The 19,253-nt window shown below is 45.1% G+C and carries 16 protein-coding genes and 1 tRNA gene; 8 read left to right on the top strand and 9 right to left on the bottom strand.

Annotation, left to right across the window (positions count from 1 at the left end; genetic code table 11):
• Positions 1-14: 14 nt before the first annotated feature.
• The 4 genes from AB4405_RS10850 to AB4405_RS10865 all read right to left on the bottom strand — a co-directional run bounded on the left by AB4405_RS10850 (position 15) and on the right by AB4405_RS10865 (position 4,185).
• Complete coding sequence (locus AB4405_RS10850) at positions 15-1,241, bottom strand: ABC transporter permease (RefSeq protein ID WP_102467710.1); 1,227 nt, start codon at positions 1,239-1,241, stop codon at positions 15-17.
• Positions 1,238-1,951, bottom strand: a complete 714-nt coding sequence (locus tag AB4405_RS10855) for an ABC transporter ATP-binding protein (protein WP_372060784.1) — start codon at positions 1,949-1,951, stop codon at positions 1,238-1,240. The genes AB4405_RS10850 and AB4405_RS10855 overlap by 4 nt, the downstream gene beginning before the upstream one ends.
• Positions 1,948-3,339: an efflux RND transporter periplasmic adaptor subunit gene (locus AB4405_RS10860; protein WP_372060785.1), complete on the bottom strand. Its 1,392-nt coding sequence runs from the start codon at positions 3,337-3,339 to the stop codon at positions 1,948-1,950. Before AB4405_RS10860 ends, AB4405_RS10855 begins: the two co-directional genes overlap by 4 nt.
• Positions 3,340-3,498: 159 nt before the next feature.
• Positions 3,499-4,185, bottom strand: a complete 687-nt coding sequence (locus AB4405_RS10865; RefSeq protein WP_372060786.1) for an SDR family oxidoreductase — start codon at positions 4,183-4,185, stop codon at positions 3,499-3,501.
• A gap of 58 nt (positions 4,186-4,243) precedes the next feature.
• On the opposite strand from AB4405_RS10865, the gene AB4405_RS10870 reads away from it, so the two are divergent.
• From AB4405_RS10870 to AB4405_RS10880, 3 genes are read left to right on the top strand one after another with little or no spacing between them, the layout of a single operon-like run.
• Positions 4,244-5,164, top strand: coding sequence for a histone deacetylase (locus AB4405_RS10870; protein WP_372060787.1), 921 nt, complete (start codon positions 4,244-4,246; stop codon positions 5,162-5,164).
• Positions 5,164-5,652 (top strand): NUDIX domain-containing protein, encoded by a 489-nt coding sequence (locus AB4405_RS10875; RefSeq protein WP_372060788.1) that lies wholly within the window; start codon positions 5,164-5,166, stop codon positions 5,650-5,652. The genes AB4405_RS10870 and AB4405_RS10875 overlap by 1 nt, the downstream gene beginning before the upstream one ends.
• 56 nt (positions 5,653-5,708) lie before the next feature.
• On the top strand, positions 5,709-5,924 hold the full coding sequence (locus tag AB4405_RS10880) for a DUF2986 domain-containing protein (RefSeq protein WP_372060789.1): 216 nt from the start codon (positions 5,709-5,711) through the stop codon (positions 5,922-5,924).
• Positions 5,925-6,248: 324 nt separating this feature from the next.
• Here the strand turns inward: AB4405_RS10880 and AB4405_RS10885 are convergent, their stop codons facing one another.
• Positions 6,249-7,952, bottom strand: a complete 1,704-nt coding sequence (locus AB4405_RS10885; RefSeq protein ID WP_372060790.1) for a solute:sodium symporter family transporter — start codon at positions 7,950-7,952, stop codon at positions 6,249-6,251.
• 133 nt (positions 7,953-8,085) lie between these two features.
• Positions 8,086-10,191, bottom strand: coding sequence for an alpha-galactosidase (locus tag AB4405_RS10890; RefSeq protein WP_372060791.1), 2,106 nt, complete (start codon positions 10,189-10,191; stop codon positions 8,086-8,088).
• 243 nt (positions 10,192-10,434) lie between these two features.
• On the opposite strand from AB4405_RS10890, the gene AB4405_RS10895 reads away from it, so the two are divergent.
• Positions 10,435-11,514 (top strand): LacI family DNA-binding transcriptional regulator, encoded by a 1,080-nt coding sequence (locus tag AB4405_RS10895; protein WP_372060792.1) that lies wholly within the window; start codon positions 10,435-10,437, stop codon positions 11,512-11,514.
• A gap of 77 nt (positions 11,515-11,591) precedes the next feature.
• Here AB4405_RS10895 and AB4405_RS10900 read toward each other — a convergent pair.
• The 3 genes from AB4405_RS10900 to AB4405_RS10910 all read right to left on the bottom strand — a co-directional run bounded on the left by AB4405_RS10900 (position 11,592) and on the right by AB4405_RS10910 (position 13,958).
• Positions 11,592-11,682: transfer RNA gene (locus AB4405_RS10900), tRNA-Ser, on the bottom strand.
• Positions 11,683-11,880: 198 nt separating this feature from the next.
• Positions 11,881-13,704 (bottom strand): DUF3413 domain-containing protein, encoded by a 1,824-nt coding sequence (locus tag AB4405_RS10905; RefSeq protein WP_372060793.1) that lies wholly within the window; start codon positions 13,702-13,704, stop codon positions 11,881-11,883.
• A gap of 38 nt (positions 13,705-13,742) precedes the next feature.
• Complete coding sequence (locus AB4405_RS10910; protein ID WP_102467721.1) at positions 13,743-13,958, bottom strand: YejL family protein; 216 nt, start codon at positions 13,956-13,958, stop codon at positions 13,743-13,745.
• A gap of 84 nt (positions 13,959-14,042) precedes the next feature.
• Here AB4405_RS10910 and yejK point away from each other — a divergent pair, with 84 nt between their 5' ends.
• The 4 genes from yejK to asd all read left to right on the top strand — a co-directional run bounded on the left by yejK (position 14,043) and on the right by asd (position 19,204).
• Positions 14,043-15,041: a nucleoid-associated protein YejK gene (gene yejK / locus AB4405_RS10915; protein ID WP_372060794.1), complete on the top strand. Its 999-nt coding sequence runs from the start codon at positions 14,043-14,045 to the stop codon at positions 15,039-15,041.
• Positions 15,042-15,122: 81 nt separating this feature from the next.
• Positions 15,123-16,442: an Hpt domain-containing protein gene (locus AB4405_RS10920; protein ID WP_372060795.1), complete on the top strand. Its 1,320-nt coding sequence runs from the start codon at positions 15,123-15,125 to the stop codon at positions 16,440-16,442.
• A gap of 114 nt (positions 16,443-16,556) precedes the next feature.
• Positions 16,557-17,759 carry a chemotaxis protein gene (locus AB4405_RS10925; RefSeq protein WP_372060796.1) on the top strand — a complete coding sequence of 401 codons (1,203 nt, stop codon included), beginning with the start codon at positions 16,557-16,559 and terminating at the stop codon, positions 17,757-17,759.
• A gap of 332 nt (positions 17,760-18,091) precedes the next feature.
• Entirely contained in the window at positions 18,092-19,204 is a 1,113-nt protein-coding gene (gene asd, locus AB4405_RS10930; protein ID WP_372060797.1) for an aspartate-semialdehyde dehydrogenase, read from the top strand.
• Positions 19,205-19,253 lie beyond the last annotated feature (49 nt).

Below are 19,253 nucleotides of genomic sequence, written 5' to 3' on the forward strand. Positions count from 1 at the left end.
GCAATCGTACTTCGTCATTCGTATCTTAGTGCTTCAATAGGGTCAAGCTGAGAAGCCTTATAAGCCGGGTAGAAACCAAACCCGATGCCGATGCAGGCTGTGGCGGATATACTGACCATAATGATCATCGGTGACACGATCAATTGCCAGCCTAAACCGTGCTGCAATACCGCTATTGTGACTAACGAAATAATAATCCCCAGTAACGCCCCAACTAAACAGAGCACAACACTTTCAATGAGGAACTGTAATAAGATGTTTTTTGGCTTGGCACCCACGGCCATTCGAAGTCCAATTTCTCGGGTTCGCTCAGTGACACTCACCAACATGATGTTCATCACCCCAATGCCCCCCACGAGCAACGAAACGGCGGCGACACCTGATAACAACAAAGAAAATACCTTGTTCGCTTCTGCACGAGTATTCAACATAGCGGTGAGGTTCATAATCTTAAAAGGACTGACCTGATGGGACGGAATTCTATGTTTTTGGATAAGCAGTCGCTCGATTTCTTCGGCTACAAAGTCCATGTCATTTTGATGCTCAACGGAGATGGTCATGCGTTTGACACGGTCACTCTTGCCATTGTCTCGGCCAATGATTTTTCGATTTGCGGTCGAGATCGGCACTATCACAATATCATCTTGGTCCTGTCCCCGCATGTCTTGCCCTTTTGATGTTAAGACACCAATAATAGTCAGGGGAACCTTATTGATGCGTATGGTTTCATTCATTGCACTCTGAGCATGCCCAAACAACTCGGTGGCAACGGTGTTACCAATTAAGGCAACCTTGGCACTTTTTTTAACTTCACTTTCATCAAACAGCCGCCCGGATGTCACGCCCCAGTTGGAGGCAACAAGGTAATCGGCGTTCGTGCCTTGAATCGTAGAGCTCCAGTTTTGGTTGCCCCAGACAACTTGTGCCTGACTATCCACTGACGCGCCTGCCGCGATAATTTCGGGGATTTCGTTCTTTATGATAGCCACATCACTCATCGACAGTTTGTTGCTTGCTCCTACTGCGTTTGAAGCGCCACCAGACTTAATAGAGCCGGGTCGGACCATTAATAGGTTGGTACCTAAGCTCTCAATCTGTTGCTCGACTTGCCGTTGTGCGCCTTCACCCAATGCAAACATGATGACGACGGCGCTGATGCCAATAATAATGCCTAATGTGGTTAAGATAGATCGCAGTAGATTGCGCTTAAGAGATAACAGCGCGGTGCTGATGAGTATCATGCCGACCCCCTTAATGTATCAAGATGTTTGAGCGCGTCTTCAGACAGTAGTTTCCCATCTCGAATGTGCAGTATGCGACTGGCTTGCGCCGCAACTTCATGGTCATGAGTGATAATAATAATGGTCTGGCCTTGGCTGTTGAGATGGTGAAACAGGGCCACAATATCGTTACCGGTTTTACTATCAAGTGCGCCTGTCGGCTCATCGGCCAGCAATATGTCGGGTTGATTGACAAGGGCTCTGGCAATGGCTACTCGTTGTTGTTGACCGCCGGATAGTTGATTAGGATGAGAATGAAGTCGGTCACCTAAGCCGACAAGCTCAAGGCATTTCTTGGCGCGATTATCGGCGTCTTTAATGGGTTTATCGAAGTACATTAAAGGCATTTTGACATTATCGAGCGCGGATGTGCGAGACAGTAGGTTGAACTGTTGGAAAACAAAACCGATATGGTCTCTGCGTACTTCTGCCAGTTGGTTTTTGTTGAGATCTTGTGTTTCTTGGTTAAGGATTGAAACTTGGCCATCTTCAGGCGTCATTAGGCAGCCAATCATATTCATCAATGTGGATTTCCCAGATCCTGATGGTCCCATAATTGCGACCATTTCACCTTGCTGCACGGTGAAATTTACATCATCAAGAACCTGAAAGCGCTCTTCACCGGTAGGGAAACTATGACTGATATGCTGACACCTTATTGCCGCGTTCACTGGTTGCTCTCCCTATATTGGGTAACGATAGTTTCATTCGATAGATCGGGGTTGATTACGGCAGTGAATGTGTCATCGGATACACCAAGTTCCGCATAAATGGTCTCCATTTTATTGTCGCGGAGCACCAACACTGGTCCCATTTTTACTTGCCCGTTTCGAATTTGCTTTTGCAATGAACGCTGCTCTTTTGTTAATACACCCGCTAGCGCTTTATTGAACTGCTGTCGACGTTGTCTGTCTGCATCTGGAGAAGCATCGGGGGCTTTCTTGGGCAGCGCTTGTTGGATTGCGAGCGTTTGCTCTTTTGTTAGGTTTAAATATTTTAAGCGAGAAAGCGGGCCTTTCGCCTCATTACTGTCAGAGACGGTATATCGATTGGCCATGCGAATGGCCGCGTTCGTTATTCGCTGTACGCCGTCCATTTTTTCTATGGCAACTTCTAGGTTTGCCGTCATCCCTGGAAGTAACACCCCACTTGGGTTGCTGGTCGAAATGACAACCACGTAACTGACAACATTCGAATTGGTTTGTGGGGCTTTACGTATTTGTTTTACTTCACCTTTAAAGCTGCGATCGGCAAAGGCATCAACACCAAAACTGACCTTTTGCCCTTCAACAATTAAGCCGATATCTGATTCGTCGATATAGGCTTCGATTTCCATCTCAGTCAAACTTTTCGCTAATGTGAAGAGCTCGGGCGTGTTATAGCTAGAGGCCACCGTCTGACCCGCTTCAATATTTCGGTTGATAACGAAACCACTGATTGGTGCGCGAATATTGGTACGGTCGAGTTCAATCTGAGCTTGCTCTAAACTAGCAAGGTTGGCTGCATGGGTCGCTTGCAGTATTTCGAGTTGAACGATGCTTTGCTGCCAATCTAACCGATATTGTTTACTCGTCGTTTGTAGGTCGTCTAACGCATCTTCAGAAACGTTTTTCTTTAAATACAGCACGTGAGCGCGTTCTACTTCTCTCACTGAGCGTTCATAATTGAGTCGTGCTCGTTGGATCTGCAGTTGTTGTGCCGTCGCATCGGCGGCACTTTTCTCAGAAAGTGCTTTTGCTTGTGCAACTTGAGCGGCAAAAGAGGCCGGATCAATTTTGGCCAACAATTGATCTTTTTCAATGACGTCGTTGAAGTCAGCGTACACTTTTATCACCTGACCCGACAATTGTGCGCCCACGACCACGTCATCGACAGCGGCAAGTGTTCCTGTTGCGCTGACAGTGTTGCTGATATCACCAATACTAGAGGACTCTGTCCGATAAGAGGTTGTGTTTGTTGTTGAGGAGGAAAACATCTCGGGATAGGTTAGCCAAACCCCTGACGCCGTCACTCCAATAACGATGGCCGTGATAGTACTAATGCGAAGCCAATGATTCATAATCCTTACTCATACAGTGGTTATACGCTATTCAGCGTAGCAACAAATGTCGTGGTAAAGTGAATATTTACAGCAATTTACAATAGGTTATTACTTCAAAGGTCGTATCAAACGATGCACTACAGCCTACAGAGCTAGTTTGCCCAAACACCATTAAGGTCACCATGGTAATGAACGGCCATCATAGTTAAGAAATCGCCCCGAATCTTCTAACGTTGCTGATTCAATGACAGAAACTAACCCTTTGGCGGAGATTTGTGTTGAGATGAGCGCGTTGGGGCCTCCCATCTCCGTTTGAACCCACCCCGGGTGCAATGCGAGAACCGTAAAGCCGTCTGATGAAAGGTCATTACTGAGGCTTTTTACTACCGAGTTCAGTGCCGCCTTAGATGAGCGATAAATATAGCCGCCACCGGAGGTGTTCTCAGTCATGCTACCGACTTTAGAAGACAAACAAATAATTTTTCTGACTGACGAAGCTTGCAGTTTAGGGCAAAGTATTTCAACGAGCTTAAGAGGGGCAATGGTGTTAATTTCGAAAACGCGGCGCCATTCCTCCGGATCCGTGTTGCCAAAGCCATAGTTTTTAGGGCCATAATAGCCGGCATTGTTAATGACGATATCGATAGTAGGGAAGTCCTGGAACAGCCGACTCATCTCATCATAGTGGGTGATATCCAGTTTATAAGTGGTGAGTGATTCATGCTGGATAGAAAGTGCCATCAACGCCTGTGAAGAAGACTCACTACGATAAGTTGCATAAACTTGATAACCAGCCGTTAAGTATTCTTGAGTCAAGGCAAAGCCTATCCCGCGGTTAGCCCCTGTTATTAGTACGGTTTTCATCGACTTCACCTCGCGTTAAACTTCAACTATCACATTTTCCAAACCGACAAGATCATTCATGCCTGTTCCCTTAATCTATCATCATATCTATTCTGACCTAGCGCTACCAGACGGTCATCGATATCCGATTAATAAATACCGTCTGCTTTATCAAGCCATACATGCAGAGTATTTGAGTCAAGGATCAGCCGCATTTGACGTGTATTCACCACAGCCACTTGGTGTTGAACAGCTGTATCAAGTTCATTGCCGTCAGTATGTCGATTCGCTGCTATGCGGAGAGTTACCCGCCGCTAAAATGCGTCGTATCGGTTTTCCGTGGAGTCCTGAACTTGTCGAACGAACACTTATCTCCGCAGCCGGTACTTGCTTAGCCGTAGATAAAGCATTGGAGAACGGAGTCGCGATCCACTTGAGTGGCGGTTACCATCATGCTCATTACGATTTTGGCAGCGGTTTTTGTTTATTTAACGACTTGGTACTTGCGGCAACACATGCACTGAATCGAGGTATTGAAAAGGTCTTGATCGTCGATAGTGATGTTCATCATGGTGACGGCACGGCGACCTTGGTTGAAGGCAATCCTCAGATCGTGTCGTTGTCGTTTCACTGTGAGAAAAACTTTCCTGCCCGCAAGCCACAATCGGATTTTGATGTGCCGCTGGCAAGAGGCGTTAGCGATGACGAATTTCTTGCTACATTTTATAATGTGGTGGACTTGGCAATAAGGCTACATTCACCCGACCTTGTGCTTTATGACGCTGGCGTTGATATTCATGAAGGGGATGAACTCGGGTATCTTAACGTTACCACGGAAGGTATTGCGCAAAGAGAACGCTGGTTATTGACTCGCTGTAAAGCGGCAAGTTTACCGGTTGCGTGTGTGATTGGCGGTGGATACCGTAGCCATCACGCCGATCTTGTACCAATACATATGGCGTTGATCAACGCAGGCCGAGAAGTGTGGGAGAAGGCATAATGAAACACCGTATTCGAGCGGCGGGGATCGCACTAAACAACGACAACATTCTGCTATTAAAAGTGAGTGATGAACATTCCGGTGAATACTGGATTCTGCCTGGTGGTGGGCTTGAAGGCTCGGATCAAAGTAGCAAGCACGCCCTTGTCAGGGAGTATAAAGAAGAAACCGGTCTTGATGTCGTCGTCGGGCCATTGCTGTTTGTACGAGAGTTTTTGGAAACGGCCCGCAATACCTACCACGTGGAGCTTTTTTATCAAATTGAAAGCTGGAGCGGCTCGCTAGGACTACATCACTTAAGCGGGCTTAATGATGAGTCGTACATCCATGCAGTACAATGGGTGCCATTGGCGGAGTTAGCGAATATAAAAACGTTTCCCAGAGATATCGTGTCGCAGATTGTCCCCATGATTAAAGCGAGGCGGTCCTCATTGCATCTCGGTAGCTTCGTTCAAGGTGACAATGATGATGTTAATCGACTGGATTAACTTAAGAGAGGGGGGTATTATGCTCGGCCTCACACTATTGACGGATATTAGACGCCATGAACCGCAAAAAAAAGATTAATCAAATTCATAAAGCTCGCGTAAAAAAAGCGAACGCAAAGAAGCAAACGAGCAATAAGCCTCGTTACATTTCTAAAGCAGAACGTGCAAAAATAGAGGCGGAACAAGCCTTATTGAATGAACAAGCTGAACAAGATTCATCGACGCAAGATGCGACTTCGTCTGAGACTACAGAACCTGTAGCATCGGCGTAATTGATTCAGGTTTGTATCGAGTCTAGTTTGTAGAGTCTGGTTTGTAGAGTCTAGTGTATGTTGCTCATGAAATACTGAGCAATAGACACCCATCATGCCTTCTGAGTGCTGAGGCTAGCTACTTACCTCCACAATTTATTACCAACCTCGCGCATTGTTTGTACTCCTCACTGCTTGTACCCGGTGTGATGCGTCTACGCCAACTAATTATCTCCATTAGCAAATCCTGATGTAAAAAAGCCCCAGATCAGAATACTGTCTAGGGCAAATTAACGTGGCTTTAACGCGCGATAGCAGATCTAAGGTATCGCGTGATGTGAGAACCTATAAACTCGGTGTTAGGCACTTGTTTTTACGGCGTCTCATGGTTCGTAAGACAATACCGACAATCATAATGACGCCACAGAATCCATAGACCTGCATGATGGTTGGGTCGTTAGAAACGAAGCCAACGTCAGAAAACATGATATACGCACCTAAAACCATATACAGAATGATGGCCGACGCTTCAAAGCGGAACGCCCAAGGCATCACGTCAATCGTATCGTTTACGGGCATAACGTAGTCTTGTTCTCTTGGCATAAAGTGCCCAATGATAAACATCAAGGTGGTACACACGACAAATAGAATCGCGAGTTGGTGTAGGAAGTGAATCGGTGTCTTGAATATCAATTGCATCGCCGCGTAAGAGCTGACAAACACAACCAGTGAGACCTTAGCCGCAATGGCTGGGACGCGCTTTGATACATAACCAACGAATACAATGGTGAAAATAGGCACACTAAAAAAGCCAGCTACCATTTGTAAATATTGAAATAGTCCTTCGGGAGCATACATGATGAATGGCGCGATACACACCGAGATAATCGCGATGATGACGCCAAAGATTCGACCTTTACCCACCAATTCTTCGTCAGTTTTTCCTTGACCAAATAATGGCTTGTAGACGTTCAGTGCAAATAAGGTGGTCGAACTATTAAGTACGCCATTGAAGGTACTTAAGATGGCCCCAAACATTACCGCGACGAAAAAGCCAACTAATGGTTTTGGTAGGACTTCGTTGACTAATCGGGTGTACATGGTATCTGGATTACCGGCATCTGCGCCGAACATATGAAAAGCAATGATTCCAGGAATAATGAGGAACAGAGGTGAGATGACCTTGATTGCCCCCGCCAGAATGACACCCTTTTGACCTTCTTTTAGATTCTTAGCGCCAAGAGCTCGTTGGATGATCGATTGGTCTGTTCCCCAATAATAGAGATTAACCAGTAACAAGCCGGTAAATAGCGTTGAGAATGGTAGGGGGTCAGTTTCTTTACCGACAGACTGAAGCTTTTCTGGCGCAGCCGTCAATAGAATGTCGAGCCCCTCACCAAAGCTACCACCACCCAGCGCCATTAGACCAAAAACAGGTATCATCATTCCGCCGACGATCAAACCAACACCGTTAATCGTGTCTGCAATAACAACAGCTTTTAATCCGCCATAAATAGCGTAGAAGAATCCAAGCAGACCAATGGTGGCAGAAATGAGAGCAATCGAACTGAATTCAGAAATATTAAGTAAGGCTTGAACGTCAAATATTTCACCAAGAACGACGGCACCAGCATAGAGGGTAGTGGGCAAAATATTGATAACGTATTGGCATAAAAATAGCAAGGTTACGAACTTTTTGACGGACATATCATAGCGGCTCTCAAGGAAGTCAGGGATAGTGGTTATCCCTTGCTTGAGATAGCGTGGTACGAGTAATAGCGCAATAATGACCAAGGTAACGCCCGAGGCGACCTCCCAACCCATAACACTCATGTTGTGGGTATATGCCTGCGCACTCATTCCTACAAAGCTAGTCGCGCTTAGGTTGGTAAGAATAAGAGAGCTGGCTATCAGTCCGCCAGTCAGGCTTCGCCCGCCGAGGAAGAAACCATCTTGAGAGGTGTTTTTGTCGTGTTTCACTTTGTTGTAGGTAAATGCGACAACAAAGCCTGTAAACAGCAAGAACGATAGTAATACTGTAATAGACATTTTGTTTCCTTAAACGTTAGTCGTAGTGATTATGACTACTCCGAGTCATTTGTGTGTAGGGTTGCCCACACAGAATGCGAAGTTGGTGAACGATACACGTCACTTAAATGCATACTGTGGGGCTAGGTAAGAATTAATTTATCTTTCGTAGATGCACAATAAGCGCGGATTCCGGGTCAAGAATGGGTAGGGTAATACCAATTTCTTTTAGGTTGTCACCATGTAGTGTGAGTGTTTGCTCAAGCCATTTAGGGCGTTGTTTCATTAACTGAAAACTGGTCTGAGGCATCTCCACTATGGTCACTTTATATTGACTGTTTGTGTCGCAGCAGCTAATGCGCAGCGGCGAGGGAAGGGCATGAGATGGCATTGCTAACTGGCATACCGTTATGATCATTTCATCATCGGTTTCGACACCATAGATGTGCTGATTTTGGTCGGCGGGGTCAATTCTGAAACTCCGCCCGGAATGTAGGATGTGGCGGTATTTTTTATGTAGGGCAATGTAATGAGCGAACGCGGCTTTCTCTTCGTCAGACTCTTTCACTGGGTCGAGTTCAACGCCCATGTGTCCCATAAAGGCGGTAACGCCGCGCATATTAATGTGGTGACGGCGATTTGTTGAATGGCATTCAGCTGGACCAATATGTGCGCCCATTACCTCTGGTGGGAAGAAATAGCTCATCCCTTTCTGTATTGCTTGCCTTTCTAGGGCGTCATTGCAATCGGATGCCCAGAAACGGTGGGTTCGCTTGAGAATTTCGAAGTCGATGCGACCTCCTCCAGAAGAACAAGATTCAATCTCAACAGATGGATGGGCACCAGTGAGTTTGTCAATGAGGCGATAGAGTGCTTGCGTCTGGCCGTGGACAGCGGCTTTGCCTTGGTGGCCGGGCTGAACAAGCTCACGATTCATATCCCACTTCAGGTAGGTGATTGAGTAACGTGTCAGCAGAGTATCTAGTCGTTCAAATAGGTAATTGAAGCAATCGTTGTTTTGAAGGTCTAACACATACTGCCAACGACCGGATGGCTGATGGTAACCTTTAAGGCCAAGTACCCAGTCCGGATGATTTCGGTAAAGGTTAGAGTCTTGGCTCACCATCTCGGGTTCAACCCAAAGACCAAACTCCATGCCTTGCTGGTTGACGTGGTCAATCACGGGCTCTAGTCCATCTGGATATTTAGTTTCGTCGAGATACCAATCGCCTAATGCAGTACGTTCACCATCGCGGCCAATAAACCAGCCGTCATCAATAATAAAGCGTTCAACACCCATGCGAGCGGCTTCTGTCGCCATTTGCATAATATAGTCAGGCTTGTGATCAAAGTAGATCCCTTCCCAGGTATTAAGATGAACTGGGCGAGGTTTATCAGTCGGAAATGAGACGATATTGTTGCGCACAAACGCTTGGAATCGTTGTGCTACGCCATTAAGACCAGTGTTGCTGTAGCAACCATAAAGCCAAGGGGTTTTATACTCTTGTCCTTCTTCTAAGAGGCATTCGCCAGAAAGCAATAGTTCGCCAGCTTGCACAAATCGTCGCCCATCACTTCGAACGTCTGCACGCATTTGGTGATTTCCGCTCCAGCCTAAATGAAACGCCCAGACCAGCCCTTGTTGTTCGCTAAAGCCATGACTGCCTACAAACATGCCAGGGAAGTTTTCATGGGAAGTGCGTCCGCGGCGATTTTCTTGCATGAAGCCACCATGGTCGAATCGTTGACGTTGAGTCTGAAATTCATGACACCAACGGCCGTGGAATGTCATGAGTTCATTAGCATGACTTGGCAAAGGGAGCGTCGAAGACAATTTTCCTAGATGGTAAGGGGTGGAGGTGATGTTTTTAACGGTTACACGTTTTTGTAATACATCTGTTTCGCTATCCAGTTTGAGTTCGACTTTAAGCTCAAGCCCTGCGACGTCATCAATAAGGTCAAAACAAGCGCTGTGCTCATCTGCTGACACTGATGTTGTGGTAAAGACGGGAGCCCAATCATGTCTGGATCTATGGCCTTCGAGACCGGGGGCATTAAAGTGGCCGCTACCTAACTCAGGGCATAACGATAGTGGTACATCTACATCTAAACGCGCTTGAGAGATAGGCCGCTCTGTCGACAGCAACAGGTCATTGTCGATAGAAGCAATTTTAGTACCCCAGTGCAAAATTTCTGGGACACGGTCAACCTTGATGATTAAGCTTTGGTTTTTACTCGTTAAGTGAACAAAGTCGCTCATGATAGTCTCGTTGTTTTCGTGAACATTATTTGAGAGTTATCTTGCGCTCGTGACGTTGAATTAATAGCGAGATGTTAGTTATGTGTGATTATGATCGGCTTTTTATATTGCGAATTTTGCGCTAGATCGACTGTTTTCGGAAACATTTTTAATGTGTTTTGTGACATTTTGAAGCCGCGCAAAGATAGGGGCAGCGTTTTTAGTTAAGATGTGAGTATGAGAAGCTAGAGAGAATATTTAGTTATGAATGTGACATTTAAAGATGTAGCTCAACTCGCCGGTGTATCAACTCAGACGGTATCTAGGGTTACCAATGGTTCTGAACAGGTCGCAGAAAAAACGCGGCACAGAGTTAACCAAGCAATTAAGCAGCTAGGTTACGTGCCAAATAAAGGCGCGCAGATGCTCAGCCGAGCAAAGTCAAAAAGTATCGGTTTAATTACATTGGACATGGCGCTGCATGGTGCGGCTCTTATAGCAAACGGGGTGCGACAGAAAGCCCACGAACTGAAGTATGGTGTCGCGTTTTCAGTTGTGTCTCAGCCATCGTTGGATAATATACAGCAATCGATCCGGGAACTGACCGCACAACAAGTAGATTGTGTCATCCTCAACGTTCCGCTGACATCGGTGGATGCCCGTTATTTGCTAGAGCAGTTTTCCCATTTACATTTGATATTTATTGATGTGCCAGAAAAATCCAATGTGCATCATATCTGTGGTGCACACAGAGAAGGCGCTAAACAAGCCGCAGAGCACCTAATTCTTGGTGGCAGGAGCAAGTTTTTATTAATCACAGGGCCGAATGAATCGAGTGCTTCGACGATTCGTTTGCACAGTTGGCAGTCGGTGATCGAAAAAAACAAGAGTACAGTGGCGCTTCAATATGAGGGTAACTGGCAGGCAGAGAGTGGGTATATGGCTGTTCGTCAGGCAATTTCAAAACAGGTCTCATTTGATGCTGTGCTAGTGGCCAGTGATCAAATGGCATTAGGAGCACTCAGAGCACTCGAAGAATTTAACATAGCGGTACCAGATCAGGCAGCTGTTGTTGGCTTTGATGGTATTGCAGATAGTGCTTTTTTCTCTCCGCCATTGACGACAATAAAGCAAGACTTTACTGAGATTGGATTACAAGCAGTGGTGTTAGCGCTTCAGGTGAGAAACGAAGAGTTGTTGACGGATGGCTACGCTGAAAGGGTCATTCCAGTCACGTTACTGGAGCGAGGCAGCAGTGCTCCTCGCTCAATATCAGGCTATAAAAAACAAGAAATTAAGGCGCTATTGCAGCGTATTGAATATCTTTTGCCAGAGACTGATTGAACCCTCCATTTTACGGGGCCTCACGTCTTTGCTTTAGATGCAAAAAAGCCGCTATAAATAGCGGCTTTTTCTAAAAGTGGCGGAGGGATAGGGATTTGAACCCTAGAAGGGCTATTAACCCTTGCCGGTTTTCAAGACCGGTGCTTTCGACCACTCAGCCATCCCTCCGTTGTTGAAGCGTATATTAATGGGCATCTTACTCTTTGTAAACCCTTTTTAATTTAAAAAAACAGAATTACTGACTGTTGGATTAAAAAGTAACCTAGAGTGTCTATTATCTATGCATAACTGACAAAAAAACCCAAGCACATAGGCTTGGGGTTTGAGAACGAAAGTTATAGAACGCGTTATTCTTTGTTATAGACGTCACTGACTTTTTGAGTAGAAACGCTGAAGTTCGGTAAAGCCTTGCATTAATATCGGTAACTTTGGATTCTTATCATCAAGCTTTTGGTAATTTTTGTCATATAGACTGTAGTTACCGAACTTATCGACAACGGTTGTTTCACTTGCTGTGATGAGTGCAAGCTCTCGAGTATCGCCAGCAATGATCCACTTACGTTTCCTTTCATCAAACAGGTTACGGCCGCTGCTGTAGTCTTTAGTGTTAGTTGAGACACCACTAAGGTCCTGCATAAACGTTACCGCTAAGTCTAAATGACTCGTCATATGCGTGTAGTCAGCAGATAACTTACCCGGCCAATGTATCACTAAGGGAACCTTTAGTTGATACTGACTGTAGTTGGTGTTGGAGCCCCAACTACGCGTCTTGGTTTCATTGAATTCAGTGCCATGGTTCGAGGTCAAAACAACCACGGTATTGTCTAACATTTTATTATCGACAAGCGTCTGAAGTATTTTACCAAATTCTGTATCAGCGGCGGTGGCGGCGGCTGAATACGCAGCAATAAATTGTTGCTCAGGTGATAAGTTAGGTGTGGCTGGCTGGTAACTATCAAAGTCATCAACGGTTGTTAGTTCAATATAGCTAAACCAAGGTGCGCCTTTGTCACCGGCTACGGATTGCTGCCATTGCTTGATCGCTAGGTTATCGCCAATAGGCGAACTAGAAGGCGTCCCGTCACTGTTTAACGAAATGTCCGCAATAGGAAAGCTTCTAAAAATAGTGTCGGTGTACAGGTCATCTGCAAAGTTATCGCCGCTGTAGAGTTTGAACTGGTAGCCTTGTTTTTTGAGCGTAGACATAAACAAGGGTGCGCTACCTTGCGCTTTAATGCTGCTAGCGTAGCTGGTGGGTATGCCATACATAAGACCAAATACGCCAAAGTCATCATTACTTGAGCTGTAGTGGTTAAGAAAATTCTGGTTGTTTAGAGAAAAGCCATAACTAACGGGCATTGTTTTCGGTGATAACATATCGCTGCGCAGGTTGTTAATACTAACAACGAGAACGTTGAGATTTTCAGAACGACGATTAAACTCGATTGGGGTGAGGGGGTAAGTGACTAAATCAACGGCCCCTTCATTGTCTTTCAGCTTCTGTAGGTATTCTTCACGGTCAAGTAAGCCATGCTTTTCCATAAATGACTTTGCCGTCATTGGATAAGACAGTGGAAAATTTGCCTTTTGAACGGTCACAGGGTTATAGAAAAACGCGTCTGCCCACATAAAAATCAAGTGACTTGAAATAAAACACAAGAAAAATAATGCAGTGATCGGTCGTCCGACATGCTTGTGAGACAGCTTACGTTGTTTTTTCCAGACCCATTCTGATAAGGCAAGCTGTGCTAAAAAAATAGGAGGTAAGACAATAAAGAGGTGTTGTAAGTCACTACTTACCGCGGTGCTCTCATCGCCAAACAGCAGTTCCCATACCACAGGTGATAAGTGGAGATTGATCGTTTGGTAGGCTTGCGTGTCGATCAGAAGTACCGTTAAGCCGAATGTAGCAAAACAGACCGATATTAGTCTGAATAGTTTTCGAGATGGAATGACAAAAGTTAACGGAAAAAGAATCAGCAGGTAGAGTGCGAAAACCAAGAAACCGAAATGACCAATCCATGATGTCAGGAGGTAAGCTTGTCCAAACAAGGTGTCTGGCCATGGAGACGCAGAGATGTAGCGAGTACCCACAAGCATCGCTGCAATTATGTTGAAGAACGCAAACCAGTGCCCCCAACCTACGAGTCGGGAGACGCGCTCACCGTATGAATTTCCGCTATCTACCATTTGCCGTTATTGATTCCGTGCCTAAATTAGTGTTTTTCTCATGCTTCTACAGAAGAAATCAGAGCTTTAGAGAATTTTTCCGCAATTGCTTCACGTTGTGAAGGTGCAACATCCGTATTTAAGACATTGGTTGCGATATTTCCTGCAATCATAAGTGAAAGCTCAGGGCCAGCACCATGTTTATCAAGAACGGCTGCTATTTCGGTTAAAATTTGTTCAACTTGTTGGTCGGTATATTTAGATGTAATTGGCATAAAGACTCTGCTAATGATAATGAAAGCGGCTTATGATACCCTACTCTGCATCACAAACGAAACAGCATCGATAATAATTTCACTATGAGTTTGAACCTATCTAACGTTATTTTACACCAGCTGACGATAAATGAGCAGGAAGAGCTAGTTGTCCACTATCGTGATGAGCTTCTCCCTAATGACAGTTCGGCAGAAAACCTCGTTGCCGAGCTTCATCGCGTCTTTAATGCAAAAGCGGGTAAAGGCTTTGGCGCATTCAAAAGCGATAGCGATTTTCAAGTATGGTTGAATGAATTAAAAAATGGCGACAAAGATTTCTATTCCTTCTCTCAAGACAGCGCTCAACGTTTAAAGACTGAATTATCTAAGTACCCGTTTGCTGATGCTGGTACTTTGGTTATGGCGCAATATCAATCTCTTGCCACTGAGTATTTGTTTATTGGACTGCTACCTTCTTATAGTAGTTTACAAATCACTGAGGGGTTAAATATTGGTGCCATTGATTATCTTGATATCGGCAAAATGGACATTGTTGCTCGAATTGATTTAACGAGTTATGACATTGATAAGAACTCTAATCGCTACCTCACTTACATTAAAGGCCGAGTCGGGCGCAAAGTCGCTGATTTCTTTTTGGATTTTTTACAGGCTGAAGTGGGTTTAGATACGAAGCAACAAAATACCATTTTGATGCAAGCGGTGAATGATTTTTGTGCTGATGCGCAACTCGACAAAGAAGAGACGGTCAATTACAAGAAGCAAGTGTACGAATACTGCAACGAACAGATAAAGGCCGGTGACGAAGTTCAAGTGCGAGAGTTGTCAGGTGAACTGCCTGCTAATGAAGGCTCAAGCTTTTTGGATTACACTCAAGAACAGGGGTATGAACTTGAGGAAAGTTTTCCTGCTGACCGTTCGACCGTCCGAAAGCTGACAAAATTTGTCGGATCAGGCGGTGGTTTGAACCTGAGTTTCGATAGCCTTTTACTTGGCGAGCGTGTCTTTTATGATCCAGAAACGGATACATTGACAATCAAAGGTACGCCACCAAACTTGCGAGATCAACTTAGTCGCAACCGCTAGCGACCTCAATATGCTAATCATGAAGCGTTGCTGCGAAGTAACGCTTCAAACATTCGTCAAACCAGGGAAGGGATGCCGTCGTTGAACTCTAGCCAATCTGTCTCTCGTGCCATTGTCGCCATTTTGCTTATTTGGGTCGTCACTACGGCCTTTGTGCTACGTGTATCATTTAAAGAGGAGCAAGCAACGAAACTGATTAATGAGATTTCAATCAGTATCGATAAACTACGGCAAGTTCTCTTTATCCAACAGCCCTATCGGTCGAAGCTATCTCAGAGAATTGAGCTCGATCTTCAGCTTATCCATGCACAAACCATGCAGCTAAAAGCTTATACGGAATCAGGAACGTCGTCAGATCTTACTCACACCGTGTACCTTCTTGAACGTTTTATCGAGCAATCTCAACAGCTGTCTCATGATGAGGTTCGCCTTAAAGAATTTGTGCAAAATATAAGTGTGAGACTTCCAACGCTGAGTGAACAGGGACAGAAAGTGAGTAATGAATTGTCCTCAGTTGTGCTTGATGCATTGTTTAATGAGGCTCTTGAGGCACGACAGGTCTATCTCAAATTGGAAGAGATACAACATGCGGCTTATCAACTCCCACAAGATGATAGACAATCGTTATTATTGCTTAATTCTCAGGCGTCGGTCCTGCTTGCTCAGTCAGCCAATACGGAGTTTCTGCTTGATCGCGTCGTTAATCATTCTGTCGTGGCAGAGTTAGCAGCACGCTCGAGACAATCTGAGACCTATTTAGGACAACAGCTGCTCATTCTTGCCTTAGTCAGCTTGCTGTCGTTGATGTCTGTTTTTGCCCTGAGTCGACGTCAATTAGTCATTAGCATCAGCAGGGTGGATAAAGACCCTACAACCATGCAGAATGTGACGCCTATTGAGGCCGTATCCACGCCAAGCAAGAATACAATAGAATCCGATGATGTTTGCAAGCCGCAAGCGATGGAGTCGCGTCCACCTCACAATGAAGATATCCTCGCGAGTCGCACGCCTGCCGAAAGTGAAGTTCCGAAGGCCGATATCGTAGAAGAGCAGGGTGGGCCGACGATCAATTTTGAGACGATGCTTCATACCTTAGATGGTGATAAAGCGTCAATGTTGATGCTTCTTGATGTCTTTGTTAATGAACATACGGAAGATATCGCCAAGTTCCAGCAATGCCTTGAGAATGATCTAGATGCCGCGACACGAGTTGTTCATACCTTAAAAGGCGTGTCAGGCAGTATTTATGCGGAAGCATTGCACCATGTCTCATCGGAGGCTGAAAAAGTACTAAAGGATCATGGGGAAGTGACCGTAGAGCTGCTGGAGCGCCTGCGGGTGCAGTTGAGTTATGCGATTCGGTCAGCGAAAGACTACGTTCAAGCGGAACAATCGAGATAGTTGCGTGGAAATTTCCCTCTATTAGATTATAACTATCAATAGTTAACGTGAATATACTGCCTTGAGTTATAATTCAGTTACTGATTGCTTTGTCCAAAATATTGAGGTTGATTCATGAACATTGTGCCGATGGCTCGCAATGTAATTCTTGGTGTTATGTTTACTCTACTGGCGGGATGCTCACTCCTTGAGGTGAAACTCGACAGTCAGACGACTCCACTCTCCAAGCAAGAACTTAACATGAGGTTGATGACTCGCGAGTATAGCCGAGAGTTTTTCACACAAGTGGAATCTACTGCTGATTCATTGAGCGAGTTATACCCTGAATCTGATGTCATGAATCAGTCTTATGTTTTACTCTGGAAAATTCATGCTGAAGAAGGGCTGCAAAAAGCCGCTTTCCAAGTTTCCCCTCCCGCCGGCTTAATCGATACGTGGGTTTTTACTCTGCAGATGGAGCATTTTTTTTCTGACGGTGCAGGCCAATCGTTATTTGCCTGCCAAGAGGCATTGAAGACGTCTCAACAATTGAGCCAAAGCGTTGACGAATTAGCTCAGTCACTTTTTAAGGGAGATAGCTACCAAACAAGCAAGGCATTTGTGGATAAGTTTGCACGCTTACACCCCTTTGAAACCCTGAGTTTTGCACGCACGCCCGCTTATCGTGATTGGCTCAAGTCACAAGGGATTGATGAAAGTGAGGTGACATCCACACTTGGAACGATGCCAGAAGCGTTATCGGACGTGTCTGATCGACTGGCGTTAATGTCGGAGCAGACACCTAAGTTGATGACCTGGAAAGCTCAGCTTATTGCATTGAATAGTAACGTCAATGGTAATGATCTCCGAGGGGCATTACAGAGTTTTCAAATGAGCGCGGATGCATTCCAAGATTTTGTCAATAACAACCCGGAATACATGCAGAGTATGGCTCAGCAGATGGCGATTGAACTGCAACCTTTGTTAAATGATTTGGATACGAAAACCCAAGACAAATTGACTCAATTGAGCGCAGAGCGACAAGCTTTGGACGACATGGTTGCGCGTGAAAGAGAAGAGTTGATAAAAATGGTTGAGCGTGAGCGCAAGGCGTTTGCGATCATAGTCAATCATGAACGAAGCCTGTTTGCTGAAGACTTGGATAAAATATCTCAGGATGTCGTGACGTTGGCCGTGGACAAGTTAATCCAGCTGATCAAGAGCACCATTATCTATTTCATTTTGTTTATCTTGATTATCTTTTTTGCTCCCCTTGGGCTAGGTTACTTGCTTGGCAAGAAGGTTCAGCGTAAACAAGATACCCGTACGAGTACTTAACGTACACTCGTCAATAGTTTGTTTTGGTTGTTAATGTTCGTCAGTCGTTAATTTGGATGAACAATGAGCAGTAACTAACACTAATTTACTTCGCATTGCGATCCAGAATAACATGACGTTTAGCGGGTCTTTGTCACAGCTCGTAGGGGTTAAGAATGTTGGGTTTCATGTTGTTCGATTTTTCACATATGACTACTTTTACTATGGTTACACCCTAAACTGGTTGGGTTTGTTAAAAAAACCGCTCTTTATTTGAATTTACGCTTGTTTTCTTGGCTCGAAAATTTTATAGATGGGGGAAGCGTTTTAAATATCACATGGAGAGTAATTGAATGAGAGTTGGTTTAGTAGGTTGGCGTGGCATGGTTGGATCGGTCTTGATGCAGCGCATGGTGGAAGAGAAAGACTTCGATGTCATCGAACCGGTCTTTTATAGTACTTCTCAAATTGGTATCCCGGCACCAAATCTGGGCAAAGATGCAGGAATGCTTCAAGATGCCTATGACATTGAAAGCCTTAAGCAATTAGATGCGATTATTACCTGCCAAGGTGGGAGCTATACGGAAAAAGTCTACCCTGCATTGAAGCAAGCTGGCTGGAAAGGATACTGGATTGATGCTGCCTCTACGCTTCGCATGGAAAATGATGCGATTATCACTTTAGACCCAGTGAACCTAACAAGAATTCAAGACGGGATTCATAAAGGTATTAATACTTTTGTGGGCGGTAACTGTACCGTGAGTCTTATGCTTCTTGGTTTAGGGGGCTTATTTGAAAAAGGCCTCGTTGAATGGACGAGTGCAATGACGTATCAAGCGGCTTCTGGCGCTGGTGCGAAAAATATGCGTGAGCTTATTTCTCAGATGGGTGTGGTGAACGATGCTGTGACCTCTGAACTTGCTAATCCTGCTAGCTCTATTCTCGATATTGACCGAAAAGTGGCGGATACGCTTCGCTCATCCTCATTTCCTACCGAGCAGTTCGGTGCTCCTCTAGCGGGTTCATTGATCCCTTGGATCGACGTTAAGCGTGATAATGGACAAAGTAAGGAAGAGTGGAAAGCGGGTGTTGAAGCGAATAAAATCCTAGGCTCTCAAGGTAATCCAATTGCAATTGACGGGACATGTGTCCGCATAGGTGCGATGCGTTGCCATGCGCAAGCACTGACGATTAAGCTCAAGCAAAATGTTCCGATGGATGAAATTGAAGATATTATTGCCACCCATAATGATTGGGTTAAAGTGATTCCAAATGAACGTGACATCACGGCTCAAGAACTCACACCAGCGAAGGTGACGGGTACGATGTCTATTCCTGTTGGTCGATTGAGAAAAATGGCGATGGGAGATGATTTCTTAAATGCATTTACGGTAGGTGATCAACTCTTGTGGGGCGCAGCGGAACCACTTAGACGTACTCTACGTATCATCTTAGCCCAGCGTTAGGATTTCGTAATGAATAAAAAAAGCGCCTATGGCGCTTTTTTTATGAGCA

Origin of the sequence: Vibrio sp. 10N.261.51.F12 (genome assembly GCF_041471725.1) — a bacterium.
Taxonomy (GTDB): Bacteria; Pseudomonadota; Gammaproteobacteria; order Enterobacterales; family Vibrionaceae; genus Vibrio.